30 protein-coding genes and 1 pseudogene are annotated in these 24,283 nt (G+C 39.6%); 12 read left to right on the top strand and 19 right to left on the bottom strand.

Going from position 1 to position 24,283, the window contains the following annotated elements; genetic code table 11:
- Nucleotides 1–14: 14 nt before the first annotated feature.
- Nucleotides 15–749 (top strand): class I SAM-dependent methyltransferase, encoded by a 735-nt coding sequence (locus ACOZIR_RS05295; RefSeq protein ID WP_310878518.1) that lies wholly within the window; start codon nt 15–17, stop codon nt 747–749.
- Nucleotides 750–898: 149 nt separating this feature from the next.
- On the opposite strand, the gene ACOZIR_RS05290 is transcribed toward ACOZIR_RS05295, so the two are convergent.
- The 4 genes from ACOZIR_RS05290 to ACOZIR_RS05275 form a co-directional block, all read right to left on the bottom strand.
- Nucleotides 899–1,252, bottom strand: a complete 354-nt coding sequence (locus ACOZIR_RS05290) for a DUF2294 domain-containing protein (protein ID WP_421535525.1) — start codon at nt 1,250–1,252, stop codon at nt 899–901.
- A 2-nt stretch (nt 1,253–1,254) separates the two neighbouring features.
- A complete protein-coding gene (locus ACOZIR_RS05285) occupies nt 1,255–1,677 on the bottom strand; it encodes a phosphate-starvation-inducible protein PsiE (RefSeq protein WP_045293689.1) in 423 nt (140 codons plus the stop codon).
- A 72-nt stretch (nt 1,678–1,749) separates the two neighbouring features.
- Complete coding sequence (locus ACOZIR_RS05280) at nt 1,750–1,887, bottom strand: hypothetical protein (RefSeq protein ID WP_160297363.1); 138 nt, start codon at nt 1,885–1,887, stop codon at nt 1,750–1,752.
- 176 nt (nt 1,888–2,063) lie between these two features.
- Nucleotides 2,064–3,074: an aldo/keto reductase gene (locus tag ACOZIR_RS05275; protein WP_421535622.1), complete on the bottom strand. Its 1,011-nt coding sequence runs from the start codon at nt 3,072–3,074 to the stop codon at nt 2,064–2,066.
- A gap of 305 nt (nt 3,075–3,379) precedes the next feature.
- Between ACOZIR_RS05275 and ACOZIR_RS05270 the strand changes: the two genes are divergently transcribed.
- Both ACOZIR_RS05270 and ACOZIR_RS05265 read left to right on the top strand, forming a co-directional pair.
- The gene (locus tag ACOZIR_RS05270) at nt 3,380–3,625 is read left to right on the top strand and encodes a hypothetical protein (protein WP_045293692.1); all 246 of its coding nucleotides are present in this window, start codon (nt 3,380–3,382) and stop codon (nt 3,623–3,625) included.
- Between the two features lie 123 nt (nt 3,626–3,748).
- Nucleotides 3,749–4,390, top strand: a complete 642-nt coding sequence (locus ACOZIR_RS05265) for an MSMEG_1061 family FMN-dependent PPOX-type flavoprotein (protein ID WP_045293694.1) — start codon at nt 3,749–3,751, stop codon at nt 4,388–4,390.
- An 11-nt stretch (nt 4,391–4,401) separates the two neighbouring features.
- Here ACOZIR_RS05265 and ACOZIR_RS05260 read toward each other — a convergent pair whose 3' ends face one another.
- The 4 genes from ACOZIR_RS05260 to ACOZIR_RS05245 form a co-directional block, all read right to left on the bottom strand.
- Nucleotides 4,402–4,569, bottom strand: coding sequence for a hypothetical protein (locus ACOZIR_RS05260; RefSeq protein ID WP_169746683.1), 168 nt, complete (start codon nt 4,567–4,569; stop codon nt 4,402–4,404).
- Complete coding sequence (locus ACOZIR_RS05255) at nt 4,553–5,035, bottom strand: DinB family protein (RefSeq protein WP_328120206.1); 483 nt, start codon at nt 5,033–5,035, stop codon at nt 4,553–4,555. Before ACOZIR_RS05255 ends, ACOZIR_RS05260 begins: the two co-directional genes overlap by 17 nt.
- A gap of 2 nt (nt 5,036–5,037) precedes the next feature.
- Nucleotides 5,038–5,556, bottom strand: a complete 519-nt coding sequence (locus tag ACOZIR_RS05250) for a GNAT family N-acetyltransferase (protein WP_328120204.1) — start codon at nt 5,554–5,556, stop codon at nt 5,038–5,040.
- A gap of 64 nt (nt 5,557–5,620) precedes the next feature.
- Complete coding sequence (locus ACOZIR_RS05245; RefSeq protein WP_237758506.1) at nt 5,621–5,791, bottom strand: hypothetical protein; 171 nt, start codon at nt 5,789–5,791, stop codon at nt 5,621–5,623.
- Between the two features lie 238 nt (nt 5,792–6,029).
- Here ACOZIR_RS05245 and ACOZIR_RS05240 point away from each other — a divergent pair, with 238 nt between their 5' ends.
- Nucleotides 6,030–6,416: a MerR family transcriptional regulator gene (locus ACOZIR_RS05240; RefSeq protein WP_013084526.1), complete on the top strand. Its 387-nt coding sequence runs from the start codon at nt 6,030–6,032 to the stop codon at nt 6,414–6,416.
- A 36-nt stretch (nt 6,417–6,452) separates the two neighbouring features.
- Here the strand turns inward: ACOZIR_RS05240 and ACOZIR_RS05235 are convergent, their stop codons facing one another.
- A complete protein-coding gene (locus tag ACOZIR_RS05235) occupies nt 6,453–7,415 on the bottom strand; it encodes an aldo/keto reductase (protein ID WP_328120202.1) in 963 nt (320 codons plus the stop codon).
- 227 nt (nt 7,416–7,642) lie between these two features.
- Entirely contained in the window at nt 7,643–8,323 is a 681-nt protein-coding gene (locus ACOZIR_RS05230; protein WP_310878517.1) for a type II CAAX endopeptidase family protein, read from the bottom strand.
- Nucleotides 8,324–8,406: 83 nt separating this feature from the next.
- Between ACOZIR_RS05230 and ACOZIR_RS05225 the strand changes: the two genes are divergently transcribed.
- The 3 genes from ACOZIR_RS05225 (at nt 8,407) to ACOZIR_RS05215 (ending at nt 10,872) form a co-directional block, all read left to right on the top strand.
- Nucleotides 8,407–9,150 (top strand): MerR family transcriptional regulator, encoded by a 744-nt coding sequence (locus ACOZIR_RS05225; RefSeq protein ID WP_045293697.1) that lies wholly within the window; start codon nt 8,407–8,409, stop codon nt 9,148–9,150.
- On the top strand, nt 9,147–10,391 hold the full coding sequence (locus ACOZIR_RS05220) for an MFS transporter (RefSeq protein WP_328120200.1): 1,245 nt from the start codon (nt 9,147–9,149) through the stop codon (nt 10,389–10,391). Before ACOZIR_RS05225 ends, ACOZIR_RS05220 begins: the two co-directional genes overlap by 4 nt.
- Nucleotides 10,392–10,590: 199 nt before the next feature.
- Nucleotides 10,591–10,872 (top strand): hypothetical protein, encoded by a 282-nt coding sequence (locus ACOZIR_RS05215; RefSeq protein ID WP_013058546.1) that lies wholly within the window; start codon nt 10,591–10,593, stop codon nt 10,870–10,872.
- Between the two features lie 50 nt (nt 10,873–10,922).
- Here ACOZIR_RS05215 and ACOZIR_RS05210 read toward each other — a convergent pair whose 3' ends face one another.
- Complete coding sequence (locus ACOZIR_RS05210) at nt 10,923–12,398, bottom strand: sucrose-6-phosphate hydrolase (RefSeq protein ID WP_328120199.1); 1,476 nt, start codon at nt 12,396–12,398, stop codon at nt 10,923–10,925.
- Between the two features lie 329 nt (nt 12,399–12,727).
- Between ACOZIR_RS05210 and ACOZIR_RS05205 the strand changes: the two genes are divergently transcribed.
- Nucleotides 12,728–13,201: a YtxH domain-containing protein gene (locus ACOZIR_RS05205; RefSeq protein WP_013058548.1), complete on the top strand. Its 474-nt coding sequence runs from the start codon at nt 12,728–12,730 to the stop codon at nt 13,199–13,201.
- Nucleotides 13,202–13,244: 43 nt separating this feature from the next.
- Here ACOZIR_RS05205 and ACOZIR_RS05200 read toward each other — a convergent pair whose 3' ends face one another.
- The 3 genes from ACOZIR_RS05200 to ACOZIR_RS05190 form a co-directional block, all read right to left on the bottom strand.
- Nucleotides 13,245–13,583 (bottom strand): hypothetical protein, encoded by a 339-nt coding sequence (locus tag ACOZIR_RS05200; protein ID WP_045293700.1) that lies wholly within the window; start codon nt 13,581–13,583, stop codon nt 13,245–13,247.
- A 205-nt stretch (nt 13,584–13,788) separates the two neighbouring features.
- Nucleotides 13,789–14,049: a hypothetical protein gene (locus ACOZIR_RS05195; protein WP_045293702.1), complete on the bottom strand. Its 261-nt coding sequence runs from the start codon at nt 14,047–14,049 to the stop codon at nt 13,789–13,791.
- Between the two features lie 137 nt (nt 14,050–14,186).
- Nucleotides 14,187–14,795: a hypothetical protein gene (locus ACOZIR_RS05190; protein ID WP_045293704.1), complete on the bottom strand. Its 609-nt coding sequence runs from the start codon at nt 14,793–14,795 to the stop codon at nt 14,187–14,189.
- Between the two features lie 174 nt (nt 14,796–14,969).
- Here ACOZIR_RS05190 and ACOZIR_RS05185 point away from each other — a divergent pair, with 174 nt between their 5' ends.
- Nucleotides 14,970–15,335 (top strand): DUF3221 domain-containing protein, encoded by a 366-nt coding sequence (locus tag ACOZIR_RS05185; RefSeq protein ID WP_045293706.1) that lies wholly within the window; start codon nt 14,970–14,972, stop codon nt 15,333–15,335.
- Nucleotides 15,336–15,346: 11 nt separating this feature from the next.
- Here the strand turns inward: ACOZIR_RS05185 and ACOZIR_RS05180 are convergent, their stop codons facing one another.
- Nucleotides 15,347–16,279 (bottom strand): patatin-like phospholipase family protein, encoded by a 933-nt coding sequence (locus ACOZIR_RS05180; RefSeq protein WP_045293708.1) that lies wholly within the window; start codon nt 16,277–16,279, stop codon nt 15,347–15,349.
- Between the two features lie 275 nt (nt 16,280–16,554).
- Here ACOZIR_RS05180 and ACOZIR_RS05175 point away from each other — a divergent pair, with 275 nt between their 5' ends.
- Nucleotides 16,555–17,373, top strand: coding sequence for a squalene/phytoene synthase family protein (locus ACOZIR_RS05175; RefSeq protein WP_045293710.1), 819 nt, complete (start codon nt 16,555–16,557; stop codon nt 17,371–17,373).
- 35 nt (nt 17,374–17,408) lie between these two features.
- Here the strand turns inward: ACOZIR_RS05175 and ACOZIR_RS05170 are convergent, their stop codons facing one another.
- Nucleotides 17,409–19,358: an FUSC family protein gene (locus tag ACOZIR_RS05170; protein ID WP_310878512.1), complete on the bottom strand. Its 1,950-nt coding sequence runs from the start codon at nt 19,356–19,358 to the stop codon at nt 17,409–17,411.
- Nucleotides 19,359–19,514: 156 nt separating this feature from the next.
- Nucleotides 19,515–19,775 (bottom strand): metal-sensitive transcriptional regulator, encoded by a 261-nt coding sequence (locus tag ACOZIR_RS05165; RefSeq protein WP_013058561.1) that lies wholly within the window; start codon nt 19,773–19,775, stop codon nt 19,515–19,517.
- A 251-nt stretch (nt 19,776–20,026) separates the two neighbouring features.
- Here ACOZIR_RS05165 and ACOZIR_RS05160 point away from each other — a divergent pair.
- Both ACOZIR_RS05160 and comJ read left to right on the top strand, forming a co-directional pair.
- A pseudogene (locus tag ACOZIR_RS05160) lies at nt 20,027–20,140 on the top strand (sporulation protein); the annotation flags it as partial.
- A 35-nt stretch (nt 20,141–20,175) separates the two neighbouring features.
- Nucleotides 20,176–20,583 carry a competence protein ComJ gene (comJ, locus tag ACOZIR_RS05155; protein ID WP_340141801.1) on the top strand — a complete coding sequence of 136 codons (408 nt, stop codon included), beginning with the start codon at nt 20,176–20,178 and terminating at the stop codon, nt 20,581–20,583.
- A 245-nt stretch (nt 20,584–20,828) separates the two neighbouring features.
- Here the strand turns inward: comJ and ACOZIR_RS05150 are convergent, their stop codons facing one another.
- Both ACOZIR_RS05150 and helD read right to left on the bottom strand, forming a co-directional pair.
- Nucleotides 20,829–21,419: a CPBP family intramembrane glutamic endopeptidase gene (locus ACOZIR_RS05150; RefSeq protein ID WP_045293716.1), complete on the bottom strand. Its 591-nt coding sequence runs from the start codon at nt 21,417–21,419 to the stop codon at nt 20,829–20,831.
- A 396-nt stretch (nt 21,420–21,815) separates the two neighbouring features.
- A complete protein-coding gene (gene helD, locus ACOZIR_RS05145) occupies nt 21,816–24,134 on the bottom strand; it encodes an RNA polymerase recycling motor HelD (RefSeq protein ID WP_340141800.1) in 2,319 nt (772 codons plus the stop codon).
- Nucleotides 24,135–24,283: the final 149 nt, after the last annotated feature.

Here is a 24,283-nt window from a genome sequence, read left to right as displayed (position 1 = left end):
GGAGGCTGATTTAGTTGAAGATCTCAACAGGAGCTGAATTTTACGATAATGACGAGACGTTTTTGGCCTATACAAAACGCCGGCAGCAAAAAGAAAATGCCAACGATACGATTGAAAAACCGGCTATTTTACAGCTTCTAGGTGATGTTACAGATGCAGACGTTTTAGATTTAGGGTGCGGAAACGCTGGATTTGGCGTGGAGCTTCTTGAACAGGGATGTTTCTCTTATACCGGAGTAGACGGCTCGATCAATATGATAAACGCGGCTCAGCAACAGGTTTTAAACTATCCAAATGCAAGAGTGCTCCATGAATCGATGGAGCATTATACTCCACCACGCACCGAATACAATTTGGTTACTGCAAGACTGTCTCTCCACTACATGGAAGACTTAGCTTCCATTTTCACTAAAGTGAATCAAGCACTCAAACCTGAAGGAAGATTTATTTTTTCTGTGGAACACCCAGTCATTACGTCTACTCTTCAGCCTTCCGCTCTCCGCACAAACTGGACGGTGGACAACTATTTCTTCATGGGATTCCGTCAGCAGCACTGGATGGGCGGATACGTTCAAAAGTATCATCGCACGCTTGAAGAGTACTTTTCTTTGATGCAGCAAAGCGGATTCACCGTTACAAATTTAAAAGAAGCATGTCCTCAAAAAGAACATTTTGACAGCGCTGAAACTTACGAGCGGCGAATGCGTATTCCTTTGTTTTTACTGATGAGCGGCGTCAAGAACAGATAAGCGCCTAGATGAAAAGAGCATCAAAGCCTTTATTAAGGAAACAAAGCCTTTGATGCTCTTTTACACTTACTCTTCACAACAGCAACATCCGCTATGTCTCTGTTGTTTGGCGTCACTAAATCCCTCTTTCTTTCAAAAAACTATTTTAGTTAATCGTCTAACTTTTTATCAAAAACAAAAGTAGTCATCGCGACATCTTCTTCAATGTTAATGTCTGAAAAAACTCTTATAATTTTTGCATGGACAAGTTTTTCAAACTTATCTCTTATCTCTAAACAATCATAAATTTTTTTCACTAGTTCCGTGCGTGCCTCATGAACCATCCTTTTGCCTTCAGAAGAAGTTATCATAAACTTTTCTACATTCGTAAGATTGCCTTTCATTTCGCTAACAGCCCACGTATCTATAAAACGAGTAGTGATTTCCCTCGGTCCGTTTCCAACCTGCTCTTTACGGATTTCGCGCACCAAGTTACTAAATTCATGCTCTCTATTTCTACTCATGTTCAAATTCTCCTTTCATTATCTTCTAATCTTTTTTTCGTTAACATTAAGTAACTAATCGTTAAAGCGATAATTCCTAAAGATAAAAATAAACTTCCGATTTGATAATTGTTATTTACAATAATAAATCGTATTGTGGCAGTAATTCCAATATATAAGAGATAACTTAATGGGAAATGACAGCTTTCCTTAAAGTAAGTCATAATCATCGAAACAAAAGCAAAATATAAAAAGAAAACAAGTACTTTTCCAAGGATTTTATGAACGTTATTATTTCCTGTTAAGGCATCATTCATAATATAAAAAAGCTCTCTCAATAAAAAATAAACGAGTATAAATCCAAGGATAATCAGCGAGACATTTAAAATAAATTGATATGTCGTAATTAGATACTGCCTTTTTTTACGTAAAAATAGTTCCAACACCTTTGTATCCCTTCCTTTTATCTAACTTCCTTACATTAATTCTATTCATGTTAGCAAAACGCTCAAAAACTATTAGCCTGTTTTAGAGCTTGCTGCTTTATTAGTTGTCTCCAACATATCCACTCCTCCACAAAAAAACCCATCATAAAGAGATTTGTGCATAGCTGTACAAATTTCTTTATGATGGGTTAACGACTCAGCATTTTTCAATACTTGTTATCCAGCCCTTCATATATCTACATATAGTCAAGTCACCAAAGATAAAAAAACATATATGATGAATTTCTATCAATAAGCTTCTTTACAATTAATTATAGCGCAATACGTCAAAACTTCAAATAAAGATTTACTTAGCGTTTACACTGATATAGTTTTTAACTACTTCTTCATTTAACATTGATTGGCAGCGGAGCATAAGAAGCTACAAGCTGCTGTTCACGCATTTCTTCCCAGAAGGCTGCCGGAATTACTGTATTTAATGCCGCTTTGTCTTCAGCAATACGCTCTGGACGACTGGCGCCAGGAATAACAGCAGCAACCGCTGGATTAGCCAGTGAAAATTGGACAGCAGCGGCTTTAATGCTGATCTGATGACGATCTGCAATCGCTTTGATTTTTTCTACTTTTGTCATAATTTCTGAAGATGCTTTTTGATATTCAAAGTGCGTACCTCCAGCAAGAACGCCTGAGCTGTATGGTCCGCCGACAACAATGTCCATATTATGCTTTACGGCTTCGGGCATCACTCGCTGCAGCGCACGTTCATGATCTAACAGCGTGTATCGGCCCGCTAGCAATGATACATCCGGCTTTGCTTCTTCTAACTCCAGCATGATTTCAATTGGTTCTACTCGGTTTACTCCAAGTCCCCATCCTTTAATAACTCCTTCTTCACGCAAGCGCGTAAGCACACGAAATGCGCCCGTTCGAGCAGACTCAAATTGTCCTACCCACTCATCTCCATAAAAATCTTGCGCAACATCATGAATATACATAAAGTCCAAGCGATCTGTTTTCAAACGGTTTAAACTTTGCTCGATCGAACGAAGAGTTGCATCTGCACTGTAGTCATTGATAATTTTATTTTTACGGCCGAATTCAAAAAGTCCTCCTTTTTCTCCCATATCACGTGAAGATGTGTCTTCTAGTTCATCTGAAATGACGCGACCTACTTTTGTACTTAGCACATACTCATCGCGGTTTCTTTTTGATAGTGCTTCACCAAGGCGCATTTCTGCTAAGCCAGCTCCGTAAAGAGGGGCTGCGTCAAAGTAACGGATGCCGCTTTCCCAAGCAGCATCAACCGTTGCTATGGCCTCTTCTTCTGGAATATTACGATACATATTGCCCAGTGGTGCTGTTCCAAATCCTAGTTTCCCCTGCAGTATTTCTCTCATATTCATAAAACCTCCTGAAATTTTTATACCTCTATTTTAGAAATTAATTAGTATGAAGGCGAATCCAACGACCAATCGATTCATTAAATGTCTTGTTATCTCTGACAAAATTCATTATGAGGCATGGAAACAAGAAAAAAAAGTACGCACTTTAAAGTAATATGGGAACTAAAAAGTAACCTACTAAGGAGCAAGTGAGTTTTTCAGACTCTTCTTTTATTTATGTACTTTCTACTTCTTACTCATGCAAACAAACATTGTGCATACAATAAGCAGAAAGCTACTTTATAAATGAGGTGAGAATTTTGAGAGATGAATACTTCAAAAAAATTGAAGATAAGCTCGATAAGCTTGATGAAATGGACCACTCATCAATGAAAGAGGACGAAAAAGATGAATATTTTCAAAGTTTGCTAGATGATATGGATGATTTGTTGAAAGACATGCGCCAGCGAGAAAAAGACTCGAATCATCTTGTCAGTGGACATATGAAGAAGGTTAATGACATTTTTGATAACGCAATCAAAAATTTTAAAAAAGACCGAAGCTAGCATGTAACACTTCTACTTCATTTAAATATACTGACTTTTCTGTTTTTTAAGTATAAAAATATAGTATTTCATATGTGAAAATGGTATTTTCAGTATACGCAAAAAGTAGGAGTGAAAAAAGGAATGGAAAACAGTCACTTTAAAGAACAAGTAAAAACGAAGGAAGAGCTTCGCGGTATAATCGGGGCGCCTAACAAATTGGCACATCAAAAAATAATTTCTTGTCTAGATCGACACTGCCGGGAATTTATTAAACATTCCCCTTTTGTCATCATTGCTACAGCTGATCATAAAGGAATTTGCGACAGTTCTCCGCGGGGTGATCATGCTGGTTTTGTACAAGTCGTTGATGAGAAAAGGCTATTGATTCCAGAGAGGAGTGGCAATCAAAAAGTAGATTCATTGGAAAATATTTTATCTAATCCTCAAATAGGGCTGCTTTTTTTGATTCCAGGCATAGAAGAAACGCTGAGGGTGAACGGCAAAGCTTGTATTGTCAAAGACAAAACGATGCTTGAAACAATGACGGTTCACAATAAAACTCCGCTGCTTGCTATCAGCGTCGAAGTACAAGAATGCTTTCTCCATTGCAGCAAAGCGTTCAAGCGATCAAAACTGTGGAATCCAGAATCTTGGGAAAGAGTCGAAACGCTTCCTTCCGCAGCTAAAATAGTCGCGGAACACGCAGGCTTTTCCAACCTAGAAAGCCGTACCAATCCCGAAGAAAGCAAAACTCAGCACCTCTATGAAAAAAAGCCGCTATAATGCGGCTTTTGTCATTTTACCATCAAAAAAAGTATACCTCCGGCAATGATCAGAATTGGTAACAAAGCAAGAAGCACGCCTTTTTTTGAACTTCCTATGTATTCATGATCACCATAAGCGCGGCCTGTTCTGAAATCGACTTTCACCTGAGATTCTTCTTTTTTACGTTCTTTTTTCATTCACTTCGCCTCCTAGCAGCAGTTGAGCGTCAATTTGCTTAATATGATGCTCTAAATGAGCGATATAATCTTTAGCCAACCACTGGAGCGAAACGAACTTTCCATCTTCTAATTCAAATTGATACATATGCTTTTCTGTTGGTATATGAGAAAGAACGGAAGCAATTTGCTTATTTAAACTGCGCCATAGGGCAACTATTTCTTCCATGGATATATCTTGATAGTGCTGCAGTTCTACCCATTCATTTTGTTTATAAGACGTCAGGGCCAAAGATGTTTTTTCATGCTGCACATTGATAAACCGCTGCAAATTGTGAATGGCTGAGTCACATAAGTGCCCCACAATTTCGTTTGGTGACCATTTCTTAGGAGCAGGACGGTTTGATACCGCTGCTTCAGAGAATACTTCAAGCTTTTTAGGAAGCTTTATCACCCATTCATTTAACTGAACAATCGTCATTTCCATGTTCATTTCTCCTCTAAGTAGGTTTTTTCAAAAACCTTCCCCATATAATATTCATCGACTGAATTTCCGTCTACAACGAGTGAACATACTTTTTTCCCTTCTATTTCAAAACCCATCTTTTTATACAGCGAAACGGCCGGTTCATTGTGTGTCATCACCGTTAACTCCACTCGTTTAATGCCGCTCTGCGCTGCCCATCTCTCCATTTCTTTAAACAACGCAGTCCCGATGCCCCGGTTTCCGTAAGATTGAAGCACGCCAACAGCTAAGTATGCGCTGTGTTTTTTTCGGTTAACGCTTCCGCCAATCACAGATAAGTGACCAACAAGCCGTCCGTCTTGTTCCGCCACTAAAATGGTCGAGTTCGGCATCTTCAAAAAAGTGGTAATCATTTTTTTCTGCTGTTCAAGTGTAGTTGCACGCTCATTTTCTTCGTACAGCATATATGCTGTTTCTTTATCAAGCTCTTTATTTAACGCTAAAAAAGCAGCTGCATCGGAAGCTAAAATTTCTCGAATCACGTTTCCCCCTACTTTCGTCAATAGTAGTTAACTAGAAAAGAACGTTAATAAACAGATGATATCCTTACACACGCGCTGAACGTTTTCCAAGAAACGCAGTGAAGATAAAACATATACTAAAAGCGACGGCGGAAACAAAAAAGCCAAGCATCCACCCTAAAGCTCGCATAAACGTATCTTCATTGGGATACAGAGGCTTAACGCTTAGCCACTGGATTACCATAATTAATGCCATTATTAAATAAAAGCTGCTTCCTGTTAAAGCCATTTTAAGACGGTTTTCAAATGACCCTGTCCCCTTTACTTAACCTTTTACAGTAAGTTTCTTATTGTCTACTTTTTATTACGGACAAACTGTATAAAAGTTCCATATTTTTTCAAATAAACGAAAAGTAATTTGATAAAACGTTCAGCTATCGATTATCATATACCTTAAAGTAAGTTTTACGATTCATAAGTGGGAGTGAACTATCTTGTCTTATAGCATGAAGGAAATGAATGAAAAAACCGGGCTTTCCGCACCGACTTTACGCTACTATGAAAAAGAAGGCATTCTTCCTTTTGTAGAGCGTGATGAAAATGGAAAGCGCCTCTATAATGATACGAATATTGAATGGATTCGTTTTATCTTAGCTCTGCGTTCAACGGGCATGCCGCTTGCAGAAATCAAGCGCTATGTAGAGCTCTATAAACAAGGCGAAAGCACGATTAAAGAACGAAAAAACATGATGCTTCAGCACAAAGAAGCAGTGGAAGAAGAAATGGCCAAAACTTTTAAATACCTTGAACAAATTAACTATAAGCTCGCTTTGTACGACTCACTAGAAGCAAAATTAACGCAAAAAGAAATTAAAATTTAAACATAAAAGTCCGCAGGTGCACCTGCGGACTTTTTATTAATACAGTGAATTTACGGTATTCAACAGCTCTTCTGGCCATGTCCAATCGCTAATTTCAACCGCATCTGTTACGTGATACAATTTACTAGCCCCGATAATGCTTGATGTTACATCCGGTTGATTTAGCACCCATGAAAGAGCAAACTGAGACAAGCTTACTTCATTTTTTTCTGCTAACTTGCGATACTGCTCCACCAGCTGAAAGTTTCGATCTGTAAAGTAGTTTCGCAGCAGCTTTTCACCATGCGCAGCGCGGCTTTCTGGCGGCACGTCATTTGATGTTTTATATTTTCCTGAAAGCATGCCGCGCGCTAACGGACTGTATACCATAACGCCTACACCTTCAGATTGACTAAACGGCAGCAGCTCTTGTTCAATTTCACGAGAGAGAAGATTGTACTGAGGCTGAACGGAAATAAATTTTTCAAGATTCATTTTGTCACTAATATGATGAGACTTTGTGATTTGCCACGCGGCATAATTGGAGCAGCCAATATAACGAACTTTGCCTTGACGAACTAAATCATCTAGCGTGCGAAGCGTTTCTTCCATAGGTGTATGGTGATCAAAAAGATGAACTTGATAAAGATCAATATAATCCGTCTGCAGTCGTCGCAGCTGATTATCCACTTCTCTCATAATATGAGTGCGTGAAAGACCTTTATCATTTTTTCCTTTTCCTACGGCAATGCCGACTTTTGTCGCAAGCACAACATCGTCTCTTTTTCCTTTTAACGCACGTCCAATAATTTCTTCAGATTCCCCAGTGCCATATCTAAACTCTTCGTCTTGCCCTTTTCCGTAATAGTTGGCTGTGTCAATAAAGTTAATGCCGTTTTCAATGGCGCTATGTAAAATAGCCGCCGACGCTTTTTCATCAATCCATCGTCCAAACGCCATCGTACCTAGACATAAATTTGATACTTCCAAACCTGTTGTTCCAAGCTTTCGATATTGCATCGATATCCTCTCCTTTTTATGGCTGTCTTTACTCTCTCTTATCATACACCTTAACGTTCACTTTAAGACAAGCCTTAAGCGTGCGTGCATATACAAAAAACGGCTAGGAACAGGCAGTGCTTCTAGCCGTTTTTGGGTTCATTTTCCGCTTATTTTTTTGTAATTCGCTTCTTTAGTATACATAATATGGTAAGATAAATCATAGCTTACTTGTCACCGAAACTATATTAAGCTGCCGCTGTTAAAATAACGGCAATTCCATTAAGACAAGCGTGAATGATCATACTCGGAAGCAGCGACTTTGTTTTTTCGTACACCCATGCAAACACGAGACCTGATAAAAAGTTAACGGGCAAGGTATTGTACGTTGGAATATGCACTAGCATAAAGATAAACGAACTTCCCACTAATCCAAACACAATCCCTCCTTTACGTTTCAGCCACGTATAAAAAAATCCTCGGTAGATAATCTCTTCATAAAAAGGTGAGATTACAGCAGCTGAAACAAAAGCAAGTATAAATGAAAACAGCGACAGGTCATGCTGTAAACTGGCTGTTTTTTTATTTTCATACGTCATACCAAACCATTCCATTAGCACAACAATTGCCACGCTTCCTAAAATCAGCACAAAAAGCCAAAAAAGAATGCGCGGCCAGTGCCGTTTTGAAAACGATTGAAAACCAATTTTTCTATCATCAGCCTGAACCATCAGCCCGTACAGAGCTGATAAAAACACAGCTGCCATAACAAACCCAGTAGCTGTTCCAGCATAAAGGTCATTTTTAAACAGGGAATGTAAAGCATCCTGCAATATGCCTTCAATTAAGATAGGCACACCAACAAACGTGACGACCAGCATAATTACGAATGATTTTATTGTCCATAATCCTTGATTTTTTTGTTTCAATTTACTTCGCCTCCCTTTTACATATATTCAGTGTAAAAGGTGACGTGACGTTACCTGCAAGCATTTTTTTGGAGGGGTTAAAAATGATTTATTTTTCTACTGGGCAAGCCGCTAAAAAATTAGGCCTCACGGTCCGTACGCTTCGTTACTACGATCAAATTGGCTTGCTTCATCCAACGACAAAATCAGAAAATGGAAAACGCTCCTACTCAGAAACGGATTTAGTCACACTAGAGAAAATTACTTTGTTAAAAAACTTAGCCGTTTCTTTGCGAGATATTGAACTTATTCTTCACAAAGTGAGTATCGATGAACTTCTAGCCATTCATCAGCAAAAACTTCAGCAAAAAGCGATGGAAATTCGACAAGCTTTAGAACACACCCACACTCTTCGCAACAGTATAAAAATAGAAGGTGAATTAAACTGGAAGCAGCTCCTTCCTTTAGTTCACAATCAGCCTACTACACAAAGCAGCTGGACTGATCTGCTTTCGCTTTCAATAGAAGAAAGAGAGATTCTGCAGCATGATTTGCCTAAAATGGAGAATGCGAGTGCCGATAAATGGATTAACATCATAAAACGAGTTCAGCTTTGCTTAAAGCATCAGCGTGTACCTCAATCTGAAGATGGACAGCTGCTTGCAGCAGATATTCTGCTTTTATCAGCTGAACTATTTGGGCAGCATACCGCTTTAGAAGAAACTTTTTGGGATATTCGCAAATCTCCTGAGGCATCTAGTTCACTTAATCTCTACCCTATTGACAGCGAAGTCCTTCAATTTATTGAAGATGCGATTATTTTTTACGAACAACATATAAAGGAATGAAGGTATTGAAAAAAGAAAAGCTGTTTGCTAATTCTTCTTATAAAAAATTATTTATTTCAAGTACTGCGGCAAGCTTCGGAGATTTATTTGATATGTTTGCGGTGATGACGCTTTTTACATACGTGTGGCACGCAAATTCCCTCTTTATTACGCTTATTCCTGTCGCGTACGCTTTGCCTAGCATCCTGCTAAGTCAACCAGCAGGAAATTTAGCGGACCGCTACGATAAAGTACAGCTGATGTTTCTGTCTGAACTAGTCCGTCTTCTGTTCACATGTCTTTTATTTTTCACAAATGAACCGCTTTTGGCACTTGGGGTGCTGACGCTGCGCTCTATGAGTTCTGTTATGAAAGTGCCCGCACAGCTGGCTTACGTTCGAGAAGTGGTCAAAGAAGATCAGCTGCTGCAGGCCTCTACTTTACAAAACATTATGTTTCAAATTGCCAAAGTTGTGGGGCCGTTTCTCGGAGCCGCCGCGCTGACGATTACAACGCCAAAAGCATGCATTTTAGTTAATGCCGCAGCTTGTATGATTTCTATTGGCGTGCTGTTTTCACTTAAAAAAGCAGGTAAGAACATTCAAGGGCAAGCTGCTCGTTCTTCCCATCAAGCGAAAGAAACGTACTCAAATGGCTGGAAAATCGTTTTTCAGCACTCAATCCTTTTACGCGTCATTATGTTGTTTCACCTTTCGTATTTTGTAGTCATGCTTGTTGACGCTCAAATTAGCATCTTCCTTCGAGATGTGCTGCCTCACCATCCGGAAATGCTCGGCTGGCTGCTTTCTGGAATCGGGCTGGGAGCGCTAATAACAGGAGTATATCTTAATAGAAAAAAACAGGTTCACCATCCATTTAGACTTTTATCACTTGGACTGCTTCTATTTGGAAGTTCTTTATTTTTTATTAGCAGCTTTAACCCAGCCGTTATGTCGCGCTATTTTATCTTGATTGCTGCACCTATCGGGGGCGCCGGAGTTGGGCTTAATTTGCTGCTGTTTAACTATATCGTTCAAAAGTACAGCGACAAAGAACACCTAGGAAAAGTGTACGGATTCATTAATACCTTAACGAGTGCTGTTTTACTTACTGCTCCTCTTCTTGGAGGCATGGTCGTAAAGCTTGCAGGTGCTCAGACGACTTTTTTAACGGCGGCAATCATCGTAGTAGTCGTTGGCTTTGTGAGTATGGTAATGCCGCTGCGTGATAAACCGAAAAGAAACGTTCAGATTGACGCATAAAAAATATCTTTCCTTATTCCCTTGCAGCTGGCTGGATTTCAGGGACAATGATTTTGCTAGGAAACTCTTTTTATACGAGAAGATACTTACATAGAAGAACAGTCAAAAAGTAAATATCAGTCTGGAGCCGTATATACAAACCTTCATTCGGTTATGGTAAAATAGATAAGCAAAAACTGGATGTAAGGAGATTTTTAGTTTGAAAACGGGATTAATATCTGGCATTATATCTTTAATTATTGTGATTATCATTTCTATTACAGCAGGCAACTGGCAGTATATTTACTATATTTCAGGCCCTCTTGGCATATTACTTACGGCAATTGCACTCGTAACCTTACTGGACGCATTTCGATTTGAAACGAGAGGACCTTACTTTACCCCGGTCCGGCAGCGAGAGGATACAGAATGGATGAAACGTTTTATTATTGCAGCTGTCCCTCATTTAGTTGCTTCATGTATTTGTATCTTATTTTTATAGAAACCAAAAAGCCAATGAATGATCTTCATTGGCTTTTCTTATTTATTATATTAAATACCGCGCGACATACCGTAATAATCAATGCGGTAATCCACAGCTCCTTCTGCAAATACATTTACAGCTGATTTGGAATCTTTTTTCGGGAATACCCGGGAAGTGAAGACAATTTTGCCGCCGTTTATATAAATTTCGACGATGCTTTTGTCGACAAATACGCGAACATCGACTTCGTTTGACGCCGTCCATTTTTCAGAGCGAACCACACCGTATTCCGTTGCATATTGATGGTGGAATGAAGAACGGTCGAGTCTGACTTCTTGCTTTTCTGTATCAAACACGAGGCGAAGCTCTTCTTCTTTACTATTAAACAGCTCTAAACCAAACTGTTTGGCCCCTATCTCGCGGAACTTCATATTGATTTCATAGGCATTGTTTGTTGCTTCATCAATGATCACTTCTTCATTTTTTAGCGTTCCTCTAAAATGAACCGCTTGATCTCGAAGCTTATTTAACTCTTCTACAGGCTTTTGAACAAGTTCATTTCCTTCAAGCGAAAGCTCACGAGGAAGCGTTAATGCATGAGCCCATCCGTATTCGTCTGACGGATAGTCAACGTCCGGGTTTCCAATCCATGCGAATAGCAAGCGACGTCCGCTTTCATCTTGGAACGTTTGCGGTGCATAAAAGTCAAACCCTTTATCAATTTCCCGGTAATACTCCATTTCAAACGTTAAACTCTCCACATCAAATGTTCCCACCGCGTAAATCACATTATAAATATTATGAAAATCGTGGCCATCCGCTTTGATTCCCTGCGGTGAAAAGACAAACACATCTTTACCGTCCAGTTTAAAATAATCCGGGCACTCCCACATATATCCAAAGCCAGGAAGCGATGTTTTAACTTCGCCTTTAAATGACCACTGAAGCGCATCGCTTGATTCATATACAATTAATGCGCCCGTTTCGTTTTCACGCTGAGCGCCTAGCAGCATATAATATGTATCATTTTCTTTCCATACTTTCGGATCGCGCACATGTCCTGTATACCCATCAGGAACGCCTCGTACCGCTGGGTTATGCATGTACTTTTCCACGCTTCCATCTTCTTTTAGTATCGCGATACATTGATTAGCTGAACGCGAGCCGTCTTCGTATTTGACATTACCCGTATAAAACAGCAGCCCTTGACCATCTTTTTCGATCGCGCCGCCTGAGTATGCGCCGTGCGATTCATATTCTTCCGTTGGCGTTAACGCAACCGGAAGGCGCTCCCACGTTACTAAATCCGTAGATTTCACATGAGCCCAGTGCTTCATTCCATGCATCGCACCGTACGGATACCATTGATAGAACACGTGATATTCACCGTTTAATTGAATCAATCCGTTTGGATCATTCATCAGCCCGTACTGTGGATGAATATGATAAATCGGCTGCCAATTGTCTTTAATTGCTTTGTCTTTTAATGCTTCTAACTCTCCAGATTTTGCTTCTAAAATCGTTCTGTACTTCGATTCACCCATTTCTTCAATCCCTCCAGCATCTAAAAAAAAAGAGAACGTATTCTCCTTGCACTCTATGATATAAAATTTCAAGTGAAAATGCTACCGAAGAACGAATGTTGTCGTTTTCTTGTGTCGGATTTTATAGATAAGTTTTTTTCTGTTTTTATAGCAGAAAAGAAGGTTTTTCTGTCAGGTGGTTGAATACTATATACAATCAAATTTCACCAGCCTGTACGAGCGTCCGACGGCACTTGCAGATTTTTTTAGCGAATCATTTGCGTTTTACAGGAAGTATTCAACAAAATGGTAAACCCTTCATATTACATATTATAAAAGGAGGAAATGTCATGACAAAAGAAAACGTAAAAGAAACAGTAGGTAAAGAAACAAAAGGTGGAAGCAAAGAGTTATTAGTCGGCACGCTAGTAGGTAGCGTAGTGGGTGTAACAACAGCTTTACTAGTAGCGCCAAAGTCAGGAAAAGAGCTGCGTGCTTCTATTCAAGACGGAGCGAATCAAGCACTTGCTAAAACAGGTCAAGTGAAAGAAACGGTATATGCAAAAGGCCAAGACCTCAAACAGCGCACGGCTCGTCTTTCACAAAAAGTCTCCGAACAGTCTTCGCAAGTTGTCAACAAAGTGAAATCTCTGCGCACTGCTAAAGAACAGCCGCTTGCAGAAACGGCTGCAGCAGAAGAGCTTGAAACGACAGAAATCGTTCAAGATCCTGTTCTTGAAGCTGAAGCGGTGCAAGAAGAATTAAATACAATTACGCAAGAAGTAAGTGACTTAGAACAATCTGTCGATGAAACAAGACGTTAACAACAAGCTGTAGAGATATCTCTACAGCTTTTATGTATATTCGCTACCCTTCCTTCCACCCTTCAAAAAAATAGCCTCCGTACGGACACGGCTCTGATTCCGGCAGTTCTTCATAATGCTGTCCGCTGTAATACTTCGCCAGCACGATCTTAGGCTTAAAAGCCGCTACCCCTTCACTGTCTTCTTTTTCCGCTCCCCTTTCTCTCATCAAACAAAAAATATCCATTCCCGCAAACTCTCCGTACCCTTGATAGCACGACTCATAATAAACTTTACCAGGTGTCACCAAATAACACTCCCGCTGCCACGACGGCTGCTTACTGTAAACACTCGCAATACTTATTCCACTCACTGCACACTTCCAGCTGCAAATTCCAACCATACAACGCCTCCAACGACTTGATAGTCTATTCATCTACAACTTTTGATAAAATCAAACATTCTTTAAAATGGAAAGAATTCTCTTTTCCGCCTAAAAAATCACACTACCAGATACCCTGTCTCCTTGGCTGCTTTTTAGCCAAGGAGACAGAGATACATCGATAGAAATAAAAAAGGTCTGATAAATCGACCATTTATGGTGATTATCAGACCTCAAGTTTTTCTGCATTTGAGCGGCTTATTTGCTGTTCAAGCGATTTAGCCAGCAGTACAATTTCATGATCTACATATTTTGTTTTGATTTCTTCAATTTCCATTAATGTTTTAGAAAAACTTTCTGCGTTATTTCCCTGTCTGTGTTGCACATCTTTAAAGAAATCAAGCAGTGCCTCGTTAGACTGCATTGGACGGCTAAAATCAATCGTGTACATTTTGTACCCCAGTGTTAAATTTGTTGTAGTTGTCATAATTATTTCCCCCATTCTTCCTATAGTGATATATCTTCTACTCTTTACCCTTTAATTCCTTCTTTTTAACCTAAATTAATTAATTTTTTTAAAAAAACTTCCCATTATAAGAAAAAAACACCCTTATAACAAGGATGTTAGAGTATTCTTCCCTTCGGTACAATTCCAGATGCAAAGTCATCTTTGAACTTAAAGCTAGCAGAATTGTTTTCCTCTAGAAAATGTATTTCCCATTTAAAGACGGGATATTCAGGCTTGTACATTTTGACTTTCTGATCGGGATTTTCTTCTAATCTTGCAATTACTCGCTTGAATCCTTCATAAGCAATCCACCAGTCGCTCCCGGTTTCATCAGTAATAAAACAAATGGAACCGTCAATTAAATGAAGGTTTTGCTGGATATCATCAGCATTGGTAAAATACGCATTTCCAAAGGTTTGAAGACAGCGATTGCAATACCCTTCTTTGCCTCCGCCTTTATAAATCCAGTGCGCGATTGGCTCACTGCAGTCTTTACACATATTCGTCACTTCTTGAAGAAATGTCTTGCCGCTCCACTGCTCTTTTTCATTTTCAAACACGTTCCAGACTAAATAATTCTCCGTTTGTTCTGAAATAAAAAGGCGAAACGGCTCGTCTCGATGCCAAAAGTGAATATTTTGTTCGTCTGATTCTTCAAAGTCAATGACAAAATTATCTCGTTCTAATATATGTCGAATAACGTTGGTTAAAAAGGTAACATCCATATAAAGGCCTCCCGTACTAAGCGTGGCTTCTAGTAAAAATAGCGTTTATGAGTTAAAACATATCACGAGCGCTGAAATAACGTCAACGATTACCTCTTGCTTTCTCTGAAAACTGGAAAAGAAATGGGCAAACGCGCTATAATGGTATTCATGTAGAAACGGAAAGGAGATTTTATGAAGTTTACCGTTCAATCAGCTGCACTTTTTCTTCTCTTTTTTATTTTTTTAAGCGGTTGTTCTGATAACGCCGAGCAGTCAAAAAAACCAGCCGGCTATTTAGTTCAAGGGCGAGTTTTAGAAGTGAAACAGAATGAAATTCTCATTGCAAACGTCATTCCCCGAGATACCGCGCTTGACTATACAACCAAAGAAATACTTGGCTCTAGCGATGTACAGCCTATGTATGTAAAAGTTTCGGATGATCAAACATACAAAAAAGGACAGCTCGTTAAAGCATGGCTCAAAAAAGACAAAAGCGTTCAATATTCCGTTCCGGCAAAAGGCGAGGCTGTTGAAGTCAATATTTTAAAACAGCCGTAGAAAAGCTCCTGTTATGGGAGCTTTCTTCGCGTCAGCGGACGTTCGTTCCGATTCATTTTATGCTGTTCAAAATCCCATTTTTCTAAAAAGCGCTTGGCGGATGTATAACCAGATTCATATAAAAACTCAATTTCTTCTTCTTTTAATGCAAAATCCGTTGCCGTAATCACACCCGTTGGAATTTGTACGGTTCGTTCTTTGGTCTCCGCGTTCAAATACCGCAGATCGTGCGCTTGCAGCATCGTTGTAAACATGCTTTTAAATAAATGGACAGGTGTTGGAATAATAGCAGCTGTATCAATTTCTTCTTTTACAAATCGAAAACCAAACGTTGGGAAACGCGGATGCTCCGTATCAAACAGCCAAATCGGAAAATTGCTTAAAAGCGCTCCATCGACAATGTATGACCTCTTGAACCCTTTGGATTTCCAAATGACGGGACGAAAGAAAAAAGGAATGGACGCACTCATCATCACAGCTTGTGAAATCTTCATATCGCTTGGCTGCATTCCGTATCGGAGCAAATCGTCAGGGAGCACAAGCATCTGTCCGTTCGAAATATCTGAGGCAATAATTTTCAGCTTATCTGCCGGCAAATCTGCAAACGTTTCGATTCCTTTTTCACGCAGCAGACGGTACACCCATTTTTCCAAATAATCATTTTTATAAAAACCTAAATGAACCATCAGTTCAATCAAGTTGCCAATGAGAGGAATTCGGTTAATGATCGTTTTTCCGCGAAACTTGGCATAGTCCATGTTTTGAAGCTCCTTGCGAATTTCCCCGCTTTTATAGCCGCTCGCCAAAAGTGCCGCAATCAACGCTCCGGCTGACGTACCTGCTAGACGCTGCCATTCTACGTTGCTTTCTTCCATCGCTTCAATCGCACCCGTAAATGCAATTCCTCGAACGCCTCCCCCTTCAAACACAGCATCTGCTTTCACATCTTTCCCCTCCTATACAACTCTCTAGTTTTTATATACCCTTTTTTTATATTCAGGGTTTCATTACTCCATACCTTTTATTTTTCAAGCTAAAAGAATGTTTCATTTTCCATTAACATAAGGATATAACGACTAAAATTCTACAAAATAATGACAATATCGTTAATAAGTAATCTTTAAACTCCATTAAATGCTCATTTTTTGTTACTATAGTATATAAGATGAAAACTTAAACTAATTTGACATGTGGATATGTAAAAAGGAGCTAGTTATCAATGAGTGTACCCAACAAATTACGCGACGACGCAATGCTGATGTTAAAAGAGACAAGCCGAACATTTTTTATTCCAATTAGCCACTTGCCGGCAGAATTGCAAGATGCAGTAGGATCTGCTTATTTATGTATGAGGGCAATTGATGAAATTGAAGATCACCCTGAGCTAGAAGCCGGTGTAAAAAGCCGCTTGCTTTACGCCATCAGTGACCTGTTAAAAAAGCCTTTTAACGAAGACGAGTACATTGCATTAGTAGGTCCTTATCAAGCTGATTTACCTGACGTAACGCTTCAGCTCGGCAACTGGATTGCGTTTTGTCCCACTGGTGTTGTAGATCAAGTATTGGATTCAACTTCCATTATGGCTAAAGGGATGGCCGATTGGGTAGAAAAAGACTGGCATATTCAAAATGAAGCGGATTTAGACGACTATACGTTCTACGTAGCTGGTCTAGTAGGTGTGATGCTTAATGACATTTGGAAATGGTATGACGGTACGGAGACAGACAAAGAATTAGCCATTGCGTTTGGACGCGGCTTACAGTCTGTGAATATCCTGCGCAATACTTCGGAAGATTCAGAGCGCGGAGTCAGCTTCTTTCCAAAAAACTGGACCAGAGAAGATATGTTTGCCTACGCTCGCCGCAATCTTTCACTAGGAAAGAAATATTTAGAAGACGTCAAATCACTTCCGATTCTTCATTTCTGTAAAATTCCTTTGGCGCTTGCTGACGGAACGTTAAATGCCTTGATGAAAGGAAAAGAAAAAATGACGCGTGACGATGTAAATAAAACGGTAAGTGAAGTTGTCGATATGTAAAAACAAAAGCACGGAGCCCCTTGGTTCCGTGCTTTTTATATTTCTACCTGCAGACTTTCATATAAAGCGGTTATTTCCCCTTGAATAATAGGGTAGCGTTTCAGGCTCGGAACACTTGAAAGCTTTGGCGCTCGCTTTTGCTCAGCAGCTGCGGCTAGCTGAGCAAACGTTTCTTGAAGCTCTCGCTTTTCCGTTTCTGACAGCTCATATCCTTCATATGACGCAAGAAGCATATAACCTAACTGCTGCGTAGCGACTACCGCAGGCCACAGTCCTTCAAGTTTAACGGCCGTTTTAGAATATTCTCCAATTACATTATCATAAAGCGCCCGAAGGTTAACAAGTTCCCCTTGAAGCTTATTTCTTTCTTGTTTAATTCTTTCTTCATCTTGTTCGGTGCTTAGCATTTCTAAAAATTGTCCTTCTTTTCGAATGACATCTCCAAGCAAATACGGCAGACGAAGCGAAGAAGCTCGTTTAAAAACTAATACCGTACCGACCACTCCAATAACAGAACCAATAACAATATCAATCACCCGAGCGGACGTAAAGTAGCTAATCGCTTTGTCCGGATGACCGCTTTCAGCAATTAAAAGAGCATTCGGTGTGATAAAAAGCGTACCGAGCGCGTAGTTTTTAACAATCACAATCTCGATCGTCGACTGAAGCACAAAGACAATGAGCGCAATGACGATTCCCGCTGGCTCAAGCATCAGAATTCCAGTTCCAATTAAAATACCTAAAATGGTTCCGACAGAGCGCTGAATACCTCGCTGAACCGTTGCACGCACGGTTGCCCCAAGCATCACTCCTGCGCATGTAAGCGGAATCCAGTAAGACCTTGGAATATTTGTCGTGTAGGCAACCGCTGCGGCAACAATCATAATAATTCCGTAGCGCAAAGCGTTTTTAAGCACATACGAACGTTTGTGAAAAGCAGCTTTTAACCGTAATTTTATCGTGCCGTGCGAGAACTGAATGTACTCCGTTTCTTTTAATTCCTTCATTTGAAGAACGGCATTTACATCTAATAATAATGTGCGCAGCTCTTCTTTGATGGACAGCTCTTCAATCTCTTCTCTTACATCTCGAATTTTTTTATGCTTTTTTAATGTGGCCATTTCGGATGCAAACGTTTCAATCACCGCTTGTGCTTTTTTAGAAACAGCCGGATTAAAATCGTTTGCAGCGGCCATCACAAAGATAAACAGCCCTTCGGCTTTTTGATTTAATAAAAACAGCCGGTGCGCAAACGATGATTTCTTTCGATTAATTTTCGCTTGTTTCATCGCTGTTTCCGCTGCCCGGAGCTCTACAACCGTTTTATGCTGTTCCGCGTGAAACGATTCTGTACTGAGCGACCCGACAAATGAAGCTAGCTGCCTGTACGCTTTCGCCACAGCAGCAGTTTCAGGTCCGCGCGGGTTAATAAGCCAGCCGCTCATGCTAATACACCAAGACAGTGCTCCTCCCAAAAAAACGAGTCCGGCGTGTAAAAAAACAGCCTGCAAGTTCGGAGCTGGAATGCTCGTGCTCACAGCAAATGAAAGAACAAAAAACATGGCAGAAGGTCCCGGGATTTTTAACGCTCCAAAGATATAAACTGACACGGCTCCAATCACACCAAATAAAATGGTTTTCATCCAAGCCAAGTCAGCAAATAACGAGCCGAGTGTAAAACAGAGCGTAACGCCCAGCAAAGCTAAAAATAACTTAACGGCACGCTGCGCGTAAGGTTCATCTTTTGTATACAAATATGTAAAGCCGCCAATGCTTGCAATGAGTCCGTACTGCAAATGACCAAACAAAATTCCTATTAAAATCGGCAAACTTGAAGACAATCCTGAACTGATTCCTCTTACCCAAGGAGAAGAAGCATGGTTAAAGCGAAAAGCAGCTTTGATTCCCGGCGCTTTTGGAGAAGCCTCAATTTTATGATGAATTTCCGTATGATTATATGTTGGTGACTTTTTGTCATCACTCACCTTGACCTCCTCCTTTCTCTTCATATATCTTTCCTGTTCTTAAAACGAGATAAACCTCAAAAAGCGCTGTTCCTATCCGTATTGTGTTTAGGAACAGCGCTTTTTATCCTTATGAGCAGCGTACAGTAAAAACAAAAAGCAGATGAAACGAATATCTCATCTGCTTTTTACTAACAGCTCTACTGCTTCTTTTACTAAGTTTTCCGTATTCTCGCCTTTTTCAATGCTTTCTCTTACACATTGCTCAAGATTGGTGCTGACAATAACACCCATTGTGCGATCAATTGCGCTTCTGGCTGCTGAGAGCTGTGTCACGATGTCACGGCAGTCTTTTCCTTGTTCCATCATATTTAAGACGCCTTTTAACTGACCTTCAATACGTTTCAACCGATTTTTAACTTGCTTATCATATTCCATCATACTACTACCTCCGCTCATGCATGATTGCGTTTCTTGCTTTTAAGCTGTATGCAAGAAGTAAATGTATACACAACTTTATACCTATTAGGGTATGATGTCAAGTAAAGGAAGTTTAACATAATTGTTAATACTTGTTTACACCGTATTTATTGTCCTGTAATCTAAACTTAGCAATCTGAGAGTATAGTTAAGCTGTAAAAACGACTACACTGGAGGTTTGAGATGGCTGCATACGGGAAAAAGTTAATGGCAAGTCTATTCGCTATATTTCACCTTCTGATAACCGCGGAGCCGGCTCATGGGTTGGAAATCAATTAGAACAATACTCAGATGGTACGCGCATACAATTTATCGTGCAATAATAGCTGAACAAGCTTTACTTTGAAGAGGTGAAACAATGAAAACAAAATGGAAAGAACAAGAGCTAACCATGTCTTATCATCAGTTTACGCTGTTTCAAAAAGGACAGCCAAAGCCCCATCACGACTGGAGTGATGAAGATATTCAAAAAGGATATGTCGCAGACGATAAAGCCATTTCGTTTGAAGCCGTATCAAATACAAAAGCCATTATTGAAGTGTGGGTAAACGAAACTCCAGACGCATCACGTGCTGAAAAGACGACCCGTCTTCCTTTTCACATCGAAAGCAATGGGATCGAAATCAAAAGCGTCCTATCTGAAACCTTAAGCTATGACATTCCAAACGGGTATTATTACGTCACATGCCTGACCATTCCTCTTCAAGAAAAAACAAACTCAGGCCTTTATTTAGTGAAGTATTTACTGCATTTTGAAAGTCGATAAAAAACGACGGTCTACTGTAAGCAGTTCAAATGGTATACAACATCATTACACAGTAAATAATTTACAAAAATAGACTGTGATAAAAGTATTTTAATCAAAGTTAAATACGAGCTACCGATCAAAACCTTTGATTGGTAGCTCGTATTTTTTGTTGTTGCAGTGAAGATAGGTTTCATGCGTTCAGTTGGTTCTAGCTGTTGATTGGAATAGTTTCTTTATGCTCCACCCTCTTTTAGCGCAAGATTCTAAAATATCCATCCGTTAAAAACCATACCTAAATTAACAATAAAATGAAAAACTATGGCTGGGTATATGCTTTTCGTCTTTAAAACGACAAATGCATAGAAAAGTCCACCAAAAGAAAAAAGTAAACTTATTACCACGGGAATTCCTATTGATATGTGCAAGAGACCAAATCCAATACTCGTAATAAAAACAGCGTAAAAAGTCGATAGACTGCTTTTTAATTGAGATAACATGATCCCTCTCCAAAGCACCTCTTCTAAAATAGCATTTATGATTGAGAATACTATACCGTATATGACGAATGTTTTTGTATAGCTAATATCTTCAGCGAACAGTAAAGGTACAAAAATCGTGGCGGAACCAATCAGACCGAACATTAAAAAATACGTTAGCTTAATTGAATGATGTGGCATAACTATACGTTTCTGCCAGTCTGGTAATGATGCAAAAAGAAATACCTTTTGCTTGGACAATAAAATTGAAAGCAATAGTCCACCTACGATAAACAAAAGTAAAACTCTGTTTACAATGATTTTCATCTTTTTAGATAGATCCCATTCAATGAAATAATTGCTTCCTACTTGAAACATGCATGTCCCTACTAAAAAAAATAGAAACAGAGAAACAGTTGAACGATATTTAGAGGTTAAAGCGTAGATAAAAAGCAAGCCTATGATGGTCAGCATTCCCGCAGCAAATAACTTATAAGAAAAAAGAATAATACCCGAGAAAAATAAACTTATCGAAGAGATAAGTAATACATTTATTCGTAAATATTGGATATAAAAATCCTCCTTTCACTGTCTTTCTAATTCGTTTTATAATAGCGGAAACTCAACCAAACAATTTTTATTTCGGTAATGGACAGGAGCTGAATCCATATAAATAAAAAATCGAGGGTAAAACCTTTGCGATTTCACCCTCGATTTCCTGTACTCATCCTACTGTTACTTTCTCAAATACTCAAGCCACTGACTGTTCTCTTTTTATTGTGCTTGGTATTCATAAGTTTCTTTATTCGATACAAACGGGCTGATTTCACCAAGTGAGAACAAGTGCAGCTCATGCATCGCTCTTGTACATGCCGTATAAAATAAATTTCGCTCATATTCATCCTGGTAACATTCACTCGACGCATTGTAAATGATGACTGCATCAAACTCAATTCCTTTTGCTAAGTAAGCTGGCAGGACAAGCATGCCTTTTTCAAATGAACTTGTTTCTTTTGTCAGCAGTCTTGCAGACATCACTCCAGGCAGTGCTTGGAATGCTTGACGGCTTTCTTCAGCTGTTTTGGCAATAACAGCAATTGTTTTATAGTTTTGCTGCTTCAATTCATTAATTTTGTGTATAATTGCCTCATGCAACTTTTGCACTTCGCCTGTAGCCGTCACGGTCGGTTTCGCTCCGTCTCGATTAAACGGCTCGATTAAATGGCCGTTTGGGATCATATCCCTTGAAAACTCGACAATTTGACGTGTTGAGCGGTAGCTTCTCGTAAGAGTCAGCGTTTCTGCTTCTTTCTCTTCATACAGCTCGCTTGAAAGAATGGTCGGTGCGTTCAAGGCGTGCGCATAGATCGCTTGATTCAAGTCTCCAAGCAGCGTCATTCTGGCATGCGGAAACAGCTCTTTTAAAAACGCTAGCTGAAACGGTGAATAATCTTGTGCTTCATCAATAAACAAATAGCGAATGACAGGATTAGCTTTGCGCCCTTCAATTTGATCTTTTATATACAAGTAAGGCGTTACATCTTCATAAGACAGCTTCATGTTCATGACTCTTTCCACCGTTTTTTTAGCTGTTTCGTCCCACCCTTCTACGTGTGAAAAAAGGTGATGTCTTTCAAACAGCTGCATATAGATACGGCGAATATCGATAAATTTAAGCTGCTTAATGGCCTGCTTAATAAATTTCATTTTCTTAGCTACAACGGCTTTGGCTAGATACGCTTGTTCCCGGTCAAAGTCATCGAATGAACTTTCCGTATAGCCTTCCTTTTTCTGCAGATGCTGATAGGCCTCCACATAATCTTCTTTTTCTAAAAGCTGAATTTCTTCTTGAACCCAATCTTTTTTACGCTCAAGTTTTTCAAGCTGGTTGATGAGCTTAAGCGCCCACTCCGCTACGAGCTGCATTCTGTTAGGAATGGAAATTCCCGTATCAAGTGAGTAGAAATAAGACAGCAAACGCCGAGCAGATAACACGATTTCGCCGCGAAACTTAATGTTTTTAAAAATGATGTCTTTAGTAGACAGCTCTTCGATATACGCATCTACCTGCTTTTTAAATTCACGGCTTGCTTTGTAGCGGATTTCCTGCATTTTTTGTTTTTTTGTCGCGATATCTTTCTCCGTTAGTAAATATTCGATTTGAACAAACAAATCCTCCACTTCAAACTCGTTTCCTAACCGTCCATCGGCGTATTGCTGAAACGTTGTTTGTTTCATATTGTCTTCTCCAAGCTCCGGAAGAACGGTTGAGACGTAGCTGTTAAAAAGCGGATTTGGTGAAAACAGCATCATGTTTTCTGCAGTCAGCTGCTTTCGGTGATGATAGAGAAGATAAGCCACGCGCTGAAGAGCCGCAGACGTTTTACCGCTCCCTGCTACTCCTTGAACAATCAGCACTTTATTTTTTTCATTTCGAATAATTTGGTTTTGTTCTTTTTGAATGGTTGCTACAATACTTTTCATTTGACTGCTTGCATTGTGTCCGAGCACTTCTTGAAGCAGTTCGTCTCGAATGGTAATTCCTGTATCAAACATGCTTTTAATTACGCTATTTTCGATAATAAACTGACGCTTTAGCTTCATCTCGCCTTTAATCGCTTCACCTGGCGTTTCGTACTGCGCTTTTCCCGGTGAATAATCATAATAAAGACTCGAAATAGGCGCACGCCAATCATAAATTAAAAACTCTTCATCTTTTTGATCCATTAAAGAGCCCACGCCCACATAAATAGCTTCCGCTTCTTTTTCACCATTTTCTATAAAATCAAAACGTCCAAAATAAGGGGATTGCGTTAGCTTTTTTAATGTTTTTAATTGATCATACGCTTGTCTATGGGTAATTTCGCGTTCAGCTAAAAGTTCTGCCTGCTGCTTAATGCTCGTAAATGTCTCAATCACGTCATCCGGCTCATCCATATTAACCGTGACGTCGTCCCAAAACGTGCTTCGCAAATCAACAATTTCGCCTTTTACGCTTCCTACGCTTTTGCCTATTTTTTCAGCTTTTTGGCTGATTTCTTCGACTACCCAATCAACTCGCTGCTGTTCTTCTGTTAAATTTTTGTCTTTCACTTATCCACACCCCTTACACACGTTACCCGATAACAAAACTTGTTACCGGGTAAAAGCGATCGTTGTTTATTTTTTCAGAGTCTACATACTTCCCTACTGAATTCGTAAATCCCTGCTATGTAACCATATTATGTCTTAATTTCCACCGT

It is taken from the genome of Priestia sp. D3YE.R1 (genome assembly GCF_049199565.1).
Lineage (GTDB): Bacteria > Bacillota > Bacilli > Bacillales > Bacillaceae_H > Priestia > Priestia aryabhattai.
The sequence above is the reverse complement of the archived record's forward strand: the minus strand, read 5'-3'. Positions and strand labels throughout refer to the sequence as shown.